The organism is Uruburuella suis, assembly GCF_022870845.1.
In the GTDB taxonomy this organism is placed as follows: Bacteria; Pseudomonadota; Gammaproteobacteria; order Burkholderiales; family Neisseriaceae; genus Neisseria; species Neisseria suis.
On sequence record NZ_CP091507.1, the window covers coordinates 413,398 to 425,697 of the forward strand.

Sequence of the window (12,300 nt, forward strand, 5' to 3'; positions counted from 1 at the left end):
ACAGGAAATCTCTCTTGCTGCGGCCGTCTGAAACCTTTCAGACGGCCTGGTGGTTTTGTTGCCAGACTAAATCGCAAATGTCGTCTTTAGGTGCGAATCCGGTGGGCGCTTCCAGCAGCAGCCGGCGCAGGGTCAGTTGGTCGGATTGACGGCAGGCTTCATCCATGCGGGTGATTATGTCAGAAAGCACATTCCACGGAAGCATCACTTCACTGGCGGTCATGATGCGCGGATGAGTGGTCTTTTGAACCTCATCGCCGATCAAGAGTTCCTCATATAATTTTTCGCCGGGGCGCAAGCCGGTAACTTGGATTTCGATATCGCCCTCGGGGTGGCCGCTATCTTTCACTTCGAGGCCGCTCAAGCGGATCATTTGTTTGGCCAAATCGATGATTTTCACCGAATCGCCCATATCGAGCACAAACACATCGCCGCCTTTGCCCATGGCGCCGGCCTGAATCACGAGCTGCGCCGCTTCGGGGATGGTCATGAAGTAGCGGGTGATGTCGGCGTGGGTGAGCGTTACCGGGCCGCCGGCGGCGATTTGCTGCTCAAACACTGGCACCACGGAGCCGGATGAGCCCAGCACATTGCCGAAACGCACCATGCAAAAGCGGGTGCTCTGCCCGGGCTCGGCGGCGAGCGCCTGCAGCACCAATTCGGCCATGCGCTTGCTGGCGCCCATGGTGTTGGTGGGGCGCACGGCTTTATCGGTGGAAATCAGCACAAACGTTTCCACACGGGCATCGATGGCGGCTTGGGCGCAAAACATCGTGCCGTAAATATTGTTGCGCACGCCTTCGATGGTGTTGAATTCCACCATCGGCACATGTTTGTAGGCGGCGGCATGGTAAACGGTTTGTACGCCGAAAGCCTGCATAATGGTAAACAGGCGCTTGCGGTGCTGCACCGAGCCGAGGATGGGCAATACTTCGATAGCCGTGCCTGAGGCCGTCTGAAAATCGCGCAGCTCTTTGTCGATACTGTAGAGTGAAAACTCTGATAATTCAAATAGAATAAGTTTGGCCGGCCGGCTGCGGATAATTTGGCGGCACAATTCAGAGCCGATGGAGCCGCCCGCGCCGGTAACCATCACCACTTTGCCGCTGATGTCTGCCGCCATCAGCTCGGGGCGCGGGGCAACGGGATCGCGGCCGAGCAAATCAACCACCGAAACTTTTTTCAGCGAGCTGGCGCTGATTTTGCCGTCGACCAAATCTTTCATGCCCGGAATGGTGAGCACTTCGCAAGGATAAGCTTCGAGTTGGTGGATGATGTTTTTGCGCACTTCGGTGCTGGCGCTCGGAATGGCGAGCAGGATTTTTTCCACGCCGTAGCGGTTGATGAGGTTGCCGATTTCGGCAGGCTTGTGCACCGGTAAATCGTAAATCACCATGCGCTGGATGGCGGTGTTGTCGTCTACAAAGGCCACGGCGTTGTATTCGCTCACCTGCTTGATGGCTTCCAGCAGTTGGCGGCCGGATTGGCCGGCGCCGTAGATAATCACCGGAATCATCTGCTTGCGGTGGCGGTTGGTGAGCATGGTGCGCAGCATGATGCGCGAGCCGGCAATCAACACCACCAGCATCAGAAAATAAGCCACCGGCAAGGCCAGGCGCAGGCGCTGCTCAAACAGCAGCACGCTGAGGAAAAACAGCACGCCGGAAATGGCGCTGCCCAGCACCGCCGTGGTGAGCACTTTGGTGCTCACATAGCGGGTGACGGCGCGGTAAAGCCCCAAACGGGTAAACACCAGAATGGTCAATACGGCCGTGGCGGCAAAAGCCAGCCAGTTGGCCGGCTCGGCCCATTCTTGCGAATAGCTGGCTTTCAGATTTTGGGCAAACCAAAAAGCCACGAAAATCACCGCCACATCGTGTATTACGAAGATGATTTTTTTGATGTTGCGTGGCAGGGCGAGTAAAGAATCCAAATTCATGTCGGGTATTCCGATCAGCCTGTGCTCAGGCGCAGGCTTGGGTTAAAACGGTTTCGATGTGTTGGCAGCAAAAAGCGATTTCCGCTTCGGTGAGGGTGGGGTGCACCAAAAACATCAGGCTGGTGTCGCCCAATTCCACGGCATTTTTCAGGCGCTGTTGCGGCCGCCACGGCGTGTTGTCGAAGGCTTTTTCGAGATACACCTCCGAGCAGCTGCCTTGATAGCAGGGCACTTTGAGCGCGTTTAATTCATCCACGATGCGGTCGCGCGTCCAACCGGCTTTCAGACGGCCTGGGTTTACAAAAGCATAGAATTTGTATTGCGCGTGTTCGATATAATCGGGCACGTCCACCAGGCGGATGCAGGCGAATTTGCCCAGGCTTTGGGCGAGCTTGGCGGCGTTGGCTTGGCGCTTGGCCGTCCAGTCCGGCATGCGTTTGAGCTGGATGCGGCCGATGACGGCCTGCATTTCCATCATGCGCCAGTTGGTGCCGAAGCTCTCGTGCAACCAGCGAAAACCCGGTGCGTGTTCGCGGTGGTAAACGGCATCGTAGCTTTTGCCGTGGTCTTTATAAGCCCACATTTTCAACCACAATGCTTTATCGTTGGTGGTGACCATGCCGCCTTCGCCGCCGGTAGTCATGATTTTGTCTTGGCAAAACGACCAAGCGCCCACATGGCCGATGGAGCCGACGGGGCGGCCTTTATAGCGGGCACCGTGCGCTTGGGCGCAATCTTCAATCACCCACAGCTTATGTTTTTCGGCCAACGCCATAATGGCATCCATCTCAGCGGGCATGCCGGCCAGATGCACCACGATAATGGCTTTGGTGGTGGGGGTTAAGGCCGCTTGAATGGTGTCGGCGCTGATGTTTTGGCTGTTGAGATCCACATCGGCAAACACCGGATTGGCGCCGGCGGTGACAATGGCGGAGGCAGAGGCCAAAAAGGTGCGTGAGGTGACGATCACATCATCGCCCGCGCCGATATCCATGGCTTTGAGCGCCACATCCAGCGCCAGCGTGCCGTTGGCCAGCGCCACGGCGTATTCGGTGCCGGCAAACGCGGCAAATTCTTTTTCAAATTCGCGGCATTCTTGGCCGGTCCAGTAGTTGACTTTGTTGGAAAGCAATACGCGCGATACGGCATCGGCTTCTTCTTGGGTGAAGCTCGGCCACGGAGACAATGAAGTGTTTAACATAGCAAATCCTTGATTTCTTCTAAATGGTTGATCCAGTGATGCGGCTGATGGTCGTCGGGGAAATCGGCGGCCTCGTGCCGGTGGATATTGTGCGGTGCAGCACGCAGGCCTATGGTGCGCCAGCCTCTGCGGTTGGGGGTGACAAAATCTTTTTTGATGTTGTCGCCGATATAAATCCAGGTTTTGGCCGGATATTTTTCTTCTACAAACACAAAGCGCTCGGGCTGCGGTTTTTCCGAGGCGAAGGCTTCGGAAACCAACACATGCTCAAAGCAGTCGGCCAGCCCCAAGGCGGAAAGTTTCAAGCGTTGGGTGAGGCTGCGCCCATCGGTGATCAGGGCGCTGCCGGCAAATTGGCGGATAAGCTTCTTCAGCTTTTCAGACGGCATATAAGGCCGGATATCGGGCGTGTGCAAACGGTATTGCCACAATAGTGCGGCTTTTTCCGAATCGTTAAAATGGCAATAATCGCACAAATCATCCAGCCAGCTGTTGCCCTGCATATTGAGGGAAGAGAGCAATGCCTGCTTGTCGCATTGCGGATAAAGCTCGGCCACTTGGCGGCACACGGCTTTGATACCGGATACTTTATAGTCGAATTCGGCATAAAGCGTGTCGTCCAAATCAAACACAATCACGCTTTCATCGGCGCGAATCGGCGTGTTCATTGCTGCCTCCATGCTTTCGCGTTATTGCGGGGGATAAGCAAATTGTTTTTCCATTGGCGGGCAAAAGACGATTTCTTGATGCAGGGGTGCTGATGAGTTGTATGCATGGCAGAAATCATATTATTTTTCATCATCGTTTCCTGTGAAAAAAGGCATGGTGGCATCGTTTTGCGCGGAAATACCTTCTTTGATAAAGACTTTTTTTACGGTTAGCAGCAAAATTTTAATGTCAAGCCAAAGATTGTGGTGATCAACATACCACACATCGAGCTTGAATTTTTCATCCCATGAAAGCGCATTGCGACCGTTTACCTGCGCCCAGCCGGTGATGCCGGGCTTCACTTCGTTGCGGCGGCGCTGGAAATCGTTGTAGAGCGGCAGATATTGCATCAGCAAAGGACGGGGGCCGACAAGGCTCATGTCGCCTTTTAATACATTCCACAATTCGGGCAGCTCATCCAGGCTGCTGGCGCGCAGCTTGCGGCCAAACGGCGTGAGCCGCTCGTTGTCGGGCAGAGCCTGCCCATTTGCATCCACCGCATCGCGCATGGAGCGGAATTTCACCATTTTGAAAGGCTTGCCGTTTTGCCCCGGCCGGATTTGGGTGAAAAACACCGGCGCGCCGAGGTTTTTGCGGATCAGATAAATCAGCAGCAAAAACACCGGTGAGAGCAGCAATAATCCGGCGGCAGAGGCCAGAATATCCAATAAACGTTTCAACATATTATTCATGGGCAAGTTTCTCAATCAGGGTGATGATTTTTTGATAGGCCACATCGCGTTTGAAGCGGCGCACGATTTCTTCCGATTGCACCGGCCCGTTTCGCTGCTGCAAAATACGGCGGGCGGCGGCCACGAAGCCGTCTACATCGCCGGAGGGGTAATCGGCGTGCGGCAGCAAGGTGAGCACTTCGGCCACTTCATCATTCACCTGGCTGTTGAGAATCGGTTTTTGCAAGGCCATATAATCGGATAATTTGTTGGTAATCGACTGCATGGCATAGGAATGAATCGGGTTGACCGCAATATCGCAGCCTTTGGCGGTGGCAATCATTTCGGCATACGGTACATAGCCGTAAAAAATAATCGATTCATTCGCATAGGCTTTGAGCTTTTCCAAGTCGGGGCCGCCGCCCATGATGTGCAAGGCCACTTTTTCGCCGGCATCCAAAAGCTTTTGCACGCCTTTGCATACGGTTTCTACATCGTAGCTGAAGCTTAGCGTGCCCAGATAAAAGAAGTGGGTAAGGCCATCTGAAAAAGTTTTGGCGCTCACGCGCTCGAGCGTGTCGAAATCGGCGCCGATATACACCACTTCGCCGGGCGCATTGGGGTTGGCTTCGTGTGCGCGGTCAAGATAGGTTTGCGACACGGCCACCAGCGCATCGGCGGCGCGATAGGCGGCATTGGCGCGGCCGGCAAAGGGCAGCAGGTTATGCGGAATTTTTTTCAGCACGGGCAGCACGGCGGAAAACGATTCCGGCCACACGTCTTGCACATCGATAATCAGCTTATAGCCCAGCCGTGCTTTGTGTTTGCCCAAAAGAAGATTGGTGGCAATCAGGGGATAAGCGGAAAACACCACATCTTGCTCACCCGGGCGGCAGCTTTGCAGCCATTGCTCGAAATCTTTCACAAACACATCATGGCTTTTCAAGCGCGCGAGCGACACGTTTTTCGAATAGCCGCTCTCGTTCATCAGCTTGACTTTCAGACGGCCTTTGGAAGCAGCTTCGGCATCTTCAGGCCGTCTGAACGATTTATCGTAATGCTTGAAGTTGCTGGTAATCAGCAAAACATCATGCGATTGGCTCAAAAGCTCGGCCAAATACCAAAAGCGGTTGAAGTGCGGCTCATTGGGCAGCGAGCAATAAGGGGCAACAATGGTGATGTTCATCTGCTTATCCGTTACATATTATAGGCGGCCATGGTGGTGCGGTAGATTTCTTCATCGGAACAAAGCGTGGCAACGTGCTGATGAAGTGCTTTGCCCAGTTTTTCGCGCAAAGCTTTATCGTTTGCCAAGGTTTCAACGGCATCGGCAAATTCATCGGCATGCCCCAGTGCAATGCAATAGCCGGTTTGGCCGTTTATCACCATTTCGGAAATGCCCGCCATGTCGTAGGTAACCACCGGCGTGTCGTAAAGGCCGGCTTCGAGAATATTGTTGCCCACGCCTGCGCCATGATCGCCGGCACAATTGGGCGTGTTCACCAAAATATCCACATCCTTGAAATAAGTAGTCAAATCGCGTACGCCCCCCAGAAAAACCACTTTGTCGGCAATGCCCAAATCAGCGGCTTGAGCTTTAAGGTTGTCCATCTCTTCGCCGATGCCGGCCACGGAAAGACGCAGCGGCAGGCCGCGGTCAAGCAGGGTTTTGAATATGGGTAGCATTAGGTGCACGGCGCGCACTTTGTCCAAACGTGAAAGCGTGCCCAGCATCAGATAATCTTTTTCTGCTTTCTCGGGCACATAATCGGGTTTGTGCAAGGCGTTGTAGGTGTAGCTGATGCGGTTGGCGGGAAAGCCGTGGCGAATCAATTTTTCACGCTCGTGCTTGCAGTTGCCGATAATGTATACACCGAGTTTGTCGAATAATTTGGCGATTTTCGGGTAGGTTTCCGGATCCAGACCGCGAGCATGGTAAAACACTTTGGTTTTCGGAGAGGCGATTTTCGCGCTGATGGCACAGGCCGGCACAATACGGGCCATTTGGCAGTGTATGACATCGGGCTTTTCTGCGCGTAATAATTTAGTATAGGCGGCCATGCCTTTGAGATAGCCGAGCGTGCCGCCTTGATAGAAATCTATGGCTTGCCATCGGATGCCCAAATCTTGTGCTTCTGCAATCAGGGGGCCGTCTGAAGAAGCCAATATCACATCATGGCCGTATTGGCGCAGTAATCTGCCTAAACGGAATGTGGCATTTTCTGTGCCGCCCAGGCCGCTCATTGAAGAGGTAAGAATGATTTTCATAGATTTATTCCAAAGTTTTGTCACGCTGAGTGTTGTTGCATATTACATAAATAAAAATTAAAAAGCCGGGCAGCCATATAAACGGCATCCGCATGATGGTTGATGGTATGAAGCCGGCAACCAAAAAAATAATCATGCTGAACAGGGCAATAAAACGAGCCTTGGAGGACAAGCCTTGAGCGCTTATGCAGGTGAGTGAATAAACTGCGATGTAGGCAGTGAAGCTCAGTAAAGCAATGATGCCGAAAGCAAGATAAAGTTCAATGATGAAAGCGTGGGGGTTTGTGAAGCCCAAGCTGCTGCTCAGATGCCCGCCAAAATATTCATAAAAATTTCTCGGGCCGTAACCTGTATAGAGAAAAGGCGGGTTATTCCAAAAATAATGATAGATTTCCTGACGGTAAGAAACGGAATTGTCGCTGCCAAAATCGTATAAAAACAGATAAAGCCGCGAGGAAAAGCGCTCTAAAAATTCATTAGTGTTCAGGGAGAGTAAAAAATTTTGGATGATGGAGGGTGGAATCATCGCCAAAATAAGCGCAGCTGAGGCAAGTGAAACCACCGTTGCCAGCCCGTTTTGCCGGTATACCAGAAAAAATATCAACAACAATAAGTAAAGCAAAATGGCGGTGCGCGAGGCGCTGGCAAAAATAACGGCACCTAAGAGGGTAAATAAAGCCCAGCCGGTGAGTGTGCTTTTGGTGGTGTTGCCGCAAAGCTGAAAGAAAAACAAGATGGCCGGGGTGATGCATAAAGCCGCAGTGGCCAAATTATTCGGATTGAAAAAAAGGCCTTTCAGTGTGCCGGTATCCAAGGAAAGCGCCTCATCGGCAAACACAAACTGAAATCCGGTTGCTAATTCGATGATGGAGGGAAGCGTAATGAAGCAGGTGAAGCAAAAAAGAAAGGTTTGGATAAATTTTAATTTGTGCGGATGCCTGCTTATGATTAAAAAAAGCATATAAAAAAAGCATGGCAAAATAGCAAACAACATCAAATCGGCAAATAAAGTGGCGCTGATGGGTGAGATAAAAAGGTGCAAAAGCCCCCAACCGCTCATCAGAGAGAGCGGCAGCAAAGCGTAGATTATTTTTTTAGGGAAACCTTTTTTCTCGCATAAAAAAATGACTATTGTGGATAGAATAAACAGCAATGCCATCGGGTTGTCGATACGCGGTATCCCCACTCGATAAGACAGCGTGGGGCCGATCATGAATGCGATTAGCATGCCGTAAACCAGCGAGATATAAAGGGTTGAGCTTTTAATTTTCACGTTTGGGCCTGTCAAGCGCAATCTAATCAGAAGTGGCGGCACGGTAGGTTGCCATAAGCTGTGCCACCACACTATGTTCGCCAAATTCAGCCAGGCATGCCTGCCTTAGCTGCTCTGGTATGTATTGGCGATGGTTGTCATGCAGCTTAAGCAAGCCTTCCGTTAGTGCTTGCTGGTTTTCAGACGGCACCAACAGACCGTTGCTTTCGGTAACAATGCTTTCAGGGCCGCCGCAACGGGTGGCCAAAACCGGCAAGCCTTGTGCCAATGCCTCAATAAACACCACGCCGAAGGTTTCAATACGGCTGGCCAGCACAAAAGCGTCACTCTCATACATCAATCGCAACACTTCTTCATTTTTCAGCCCACCTAAAAATGCCACCGAATCGCCCAAATTTAAATTGGCAGCCAATTGGCGCAAACCGGCTTCTTCGGGGCCGGTGCCGCCGATTTTAAGCTTCAGGCCGGGGCGGGTTTTCAAGGCTTCGGCAAAGGCCGGTAATAAAATATCAAACCCCTTTTTGTGCTGCAGGTGGGCAACGGAGCAAAAAGTAAAATGTTCGTTTTGGGGCTTGGCAGACAAATCAACGGGTGCTTCGAATTTGGCTGAGAGAATATTGGGCAAGTATGCCCAGCTCAAACCTTTATATTCGTTTTGCAGCAAGGAGCAAAATTCTTTGCTCACCGCAAGGCGGGCCGCCGCTTTTTCTGCAGCAGGCTGCATGGCCGGCCATTGCCAATCGTGGATGAGTTTGCGTGCATAAGTGGAGCTGTGTTCGGTAATCACATAAGGAATGCCGGTTTCCTGATGAATGGCATGAGCGAGAATGCCGGCATGATTCATGCAATGGGCGTGCAGAATATCCGGTTTGCCGTGTTGGGCGACATAGCGGGCAAACAGCTTTTTGCCGGCACGCACCCAGCGATCGCGGTCGATGCGCATGCGGGGAAAGAAATACATGGTTTGGTAGGCAAACGTCGGCACATCCTGCTCTACATATTGGCGAAAACCGTATTGGGAGGAAAAAAGTGTGTCCGGCCGGCCGCGCATAGAGCGAAATTGTGGTGCGATCACGCCTACGGTGAGGCCGGCGCGCTGCAAGGCTTGTGCTTGCTGGCGGAAAAAAATGCCGTCAACATCGTCAGGGGTTTCGGGATACCAAGAGGGTAGAATCAATACATGCATGGTTGTTGGCTCATTTATAAAGATTAATCAAGCGTTTTATCTTTGTTTCAGACGGCCTGAGAGGGTTGTGAACACACGGTGCAGCACTTGCTTGTGCTGTAAGCAAAGCCAAATAAGGGTAATCAGCCAAACAGCAGCAAAGGCAAAATAATTATCGCGATTGCCTGCGTAAGTGTAGGCCAGGCAAACGGCTAGGCATGCAAAAGTGGTGCCGTATACTTTCAGGCGCGGCAGCGGTTGCCACAATCGCAGAGATGCTTCGGTTTTCATCACAAAAAACAGCCAAAATGAAACAGCAGTAGACATCGCCGCACCACGCGCGCCCAGCTTGGGAATCAAGAAATAAAGCAAACCCAAATTGCACAAAAGCGCCAACAGAGAAAAAACGGTAATCAACCAAGTGCGTTTGCTCACATTGATGCCGATGCCGGTAACTTCAGTGAGCGTGTAGAGCAGAGGAAACAAAATGCTCGATAATAAAATAAACTGCACCGGCGCATATTTTTCAGGCAGCAGCAAGGGAACCAAGGGAGAAAAAAGGCCGACAAGGCACAAAATCGCCACGCATAAAGCCAGCATCACATCGACAATGCCGCTGATTTTATCCAGATTGACACCCTCTTTAACCCATTTAAACACCATCGGCGCCCAAATGGTGGAGAAAATACTTTGAAAAATCAGTGCTATAGCGCCAAAGCTGACCGCCATTGAATAAACACCCAGCTCACTCAAGTCGGCCAATTGTTTCAGTAAGAAACGGTCGATTGAAGATAATCCCCAATAAGCGAGGCCGCCCAATGCCAGCGGCAGGCCGTAGCGGAGTGTTTCACGCATCAGCGGCAGGCTCATGGATGAGCGCATGGCTTGGCAAACTTCACTGCGGGTTTGTAAAGCCAAAACGGCTACTGTCAACACTTGCGCCAAAGCGTAGGCCAAAATCAGGTTGAAAGTGGTTTTTGGCAGGTTAAAGAAAATGTAAAGCAATATCAGCAGCAAAATTAAAATTTTAGGAATGAGCTGGCTGAGCGAGAAAGCATAGGCACGCTCCTGCATCCGTAAAATGGCGGAAAGGTAGCGGGTAATGAAAGTAGTAAAAATAAAAATAATGCAAAGCAGCCCGAGCGAGGGCGCAGAAAGATTCAATATCCATTGCGCAGGCAATTCGAGCTTGAAAAATAATGCAACACATGCAGCAATTATCAAGGCCAAGGGCAAGATGAAGATATTTTTAAATAAAGCCGGTTTGTTTTCTGCGGCATGATATTCGCGAATGTAAGCCTGATCCAATCCCAAGCCCATCACCAGTAAAACCATGCCGGCAACGGTTTGCAGCAACACGATACGGCCGATATCCTCGGCGCTGAAATACCAAGAAATTAAGGGCAAAGCGATGGCGCTGGCCGCTGCGCTGCCGAGCGGGCCCAAAGCATAGCCGATTAATTTTTGAGTATTCATGCGGCAATCCGAGGGTGGATATGGATTTGAGAGGTATGGAGTTTTTCAGACGGCCTTGAGTTTTACATGGCAGGCCGTCTGAAAATCATCTGCAAGCTCTGTGCAGATACAGCATAAAAATGCCATATGCCAGTGCACAGCCCGGCATATGGCAAGGGCTTTTGTTTATGCTTTGATAACTTTGGCGCTTTTGCCGGGGAAACGGCCACGGGTGTCGATAATCAGCTTGGCGTGTTTTTCCAGCAGGGCGTAATCAAATTTGTCATGATCGGTGGTTAGCACCAAACAATCAAATTTTTCAATATTTTCAGCAGTCAGCGGCTCGCTAGCAAGATCGAAATAATGGTGGCCTGCGATTTTGGGGAACACCGGCACATGCGGATCTGCATAGGAGATATCGGCGCCCAGCGCATGCAGGCGATCCATCACTTCCACAGAAGGGCTTTCGCGCATGTCGTCTACATTTTTCTTGTAAGCGATGCCCAGCACCAGAATTTTGCTGCCTTTAATGGCACGGTTGTGATCATTCAGCGCCAGCCCGACTTTGCTGATGACATAATCGGGCATATGCGAATTCACTTCGCCGGCCAATTCGATAAAGCGAGTGTTTACGCCGTATTCGCGCGCTTTCCAGGTGAGGTAGAAAGGGTCGATCGGGATGCAGTGGCCGCCCAAGCCCGGGCCGGGGTAATAGGCTACAAAGCCGAAAGGCTTGGTGGCCGCGGCGCTGATCACTTCATGGATGTCGATGTCCATTTTATCGGCGACGATTTTCATTTCGTTCACCAAACCGATGTTGACGGCGCGGTGGATGTTTTCCAAAAGCTTGGTCAATTCGGCCGCTTTGGTGGAGCTCACCGGCACCACTTGATCGATGGCCGGCTGATAAAGCGCAATGCCCACTTCCAAGCAGGCGGGGGTGTGGCCGCCGATCACTTTCGGAATGGTGCGGGTTTCGAAATTGGGGTTGCCCGGGTCTTCACGCTCGGGCGAGTAAACCAGAAATACGTTTTCGCCTACTTTGAGGCCGTTTTCTTCTACACGCGGCAGCAATTCTTCTTCGGTGGTGCCGGGGTAAGTGGTGCTCTCCAGCGACAACACCTGGCCTGCGCGCAGATAAGGTTTTACGGCATCGGTGGTGTTGATCACAAAGCTCATGTCCGGCTCGCGGTATTTGTTGAGCGGCGTGGGCACGCACAAAATCACGGCTTCCACTTCGCCGATTCGTGAAAAATCGGTGGTGGCTTCAAACAGGTTTTTGCTGGCTTCGGCGATTTTTTCGGCGGGAATGTGTTCGATATAGCTTTGGCCTTGGTTGAGCTTGGCCACTTTTTCTTCATCGATGTCAAAACCCAAAACCTGATAGCCGATATCGACATAGCGCAGCATCAGGGGCAGGCCGACATAGCCCAAGCCGACAATGCCGATTTTGGCGCTTTTGTCGGCGAATTTTTGGATGGTTGTATTTTTCATGACAGCTCTCTAAAAAGGATGGGATAAAGAAAAGAAAAAACGTAAATAAGGGAAAGATAACTCAGTTAAAGACAAGCAATGTCGGATTTGGTTTCAACACAAAGGCCGTCTGAAACAAAATACCGC

10 protein-coding genes are annotated in these 12,300 nt (G+C 51.6%); all 10 read right to left on the reverse strand.

Features of this window, described 5'->3' with window-relative positions; translation table 11 throughout:
* Nucleotides 1-37: 37 nt before the first annotated feature.
* The 10 genes from LVJ78_RS01840 to LVJ78_RS01885 all read right to left on the reverse strand — a co-directional run bounded on the left by LVJ78_RS01840 (nucleotide 38) and on the right by LVJ78_RS01885 (nucleotide 12,174).
* A complete protein-coding gene (locus LVJ78_RS01840; RefSeq protein ID WP_132954194.1) occupies nucleotides 38-1,939 on the reverse strand; it encodes a polysaccharide biosynthesis protein in 1,902 nt (633 codons plus the stop codon).
* A gap of 25 nt (nucleotides 1,940-1,964) precedes the next feature.
* On the reverse strand, nucleotides 1,965-3,140 hold the full coding sequence (locus tag LVJ78_RS01845; protein WP_132954193.1) for a DegT/DnrJ/EryC1/StrS family aminotransferase: 1,176 nt from the start codon (nucleotides 3,138-3,140) through the stop codon (nucleotides 1,965-1,967).
* Nucleotides 3,134-3,808 (reverse strand): HAD family hydrolase, encoded by a 675-nt coding sequence (locus tag LVJ78_RS01850; protein WP_132954192.1) that lies wholly within the window; start codon nucleotides 3,806-3,808, stop codon nucleotides 3,134-3,136. Before LVJ78_RS01850 ends, LVJ78_RS01845 begins: the two co-directional genes overlap by 7 nt.
* 120 nt (nucleotides 3,809-3,928) lie before the next feature.
* Nucleotides 3,929-4,540, reverse strand: coding sequence for a sugar transferase (locus tag LVJ78_RS01855; RefSeq protein WP_132954191.1), 612 nt, complete (start codon nucleotides 4,538-4,540; stop codon nucleotides 3,929-3,931).
* Complete coding sequence (locus tag LVJ78_RS01860) at nucleotides 4,533-5,705, reverse strand: glycosyltransferase (protein WP_132954190.1); 1,173 nt, start codon at nucleotides 5,703-5,705, stop codon at nucleotides 4,533-4,535. The genes LVJ78_RS01855 and LVJ78_RS01860 overlap by 8 nt, the downstream gene beginning before the upstream one ends.
* An 11-nt stretch (nucleotides 5,706-5,716) precedes the next feature.
* Complete coding sequence (locus LVJ78_RS01865) at nucleotides 5,717-6,787, reverse strand: glycosyltransferase family 4 protein (protein WP_132954189.1); 1,071 nt, start codon at nucleotides 6,785-6,787, stop codon at nucleotides 5,717-5,719.
* A 4-nt stretch (nucleotides 6,788-6,791) separates the two neighbouring features.
* A complete protein-coding gene (locus LVJ78_RS01870; RefSeq protein WP_132954188.1) occupies nucleotides 6,792-8,060 on the reverse strand; it encodes an O-antigen ligase family protein in 1,269 nt (422 codons plus the stop codon).
* 22 nt (nucleotides 8,061-8,082) lie between these two features.
* Nucleotides 8,083-9,246 carry a glycosyltransferase gene (locus LVJ78_RS01875; protein WP_132954187.1) on the reverse strand — a complete coding sequence of 388 codons (1,164 nt, stop codon included), beginning with the start codon at nucleotides 9,244-9,246 and terminating at the stop codon, nucleotides 8,083-8,085.
* A 36-nt stretch (nucleotides 9,247-9,282) separates the two neighbouring features.
* Complete coding sequence (locus LVJ78_RS01880; protein ID WP_132954186.1) at nucleotides 9,283-10,701, reverse strand: lipopolysaccharide biosynthesis protein; 1,419 nt, start codon at nucleotides 10,699-10,701, stop codon at nucleotides 9,283-9,285.
* A 165-nt stretch (nucleotides 10,702-10,866) separates the two neighbouring features.
* Complete coding sequence (locus LVJ78_RS01885; RefSeq protein ID WP_132954185.1) at nucleotides 10,867-12,174, reverse strand: nucleotide sugar dehydrogenase; 1,308 nt, start codon at nucleotides 12,172-12,174, stop codon at nucleotides 10,867-10,869.
* Nucleotides 12,175-12,300 lie beyond the last annotated feature (126 nt).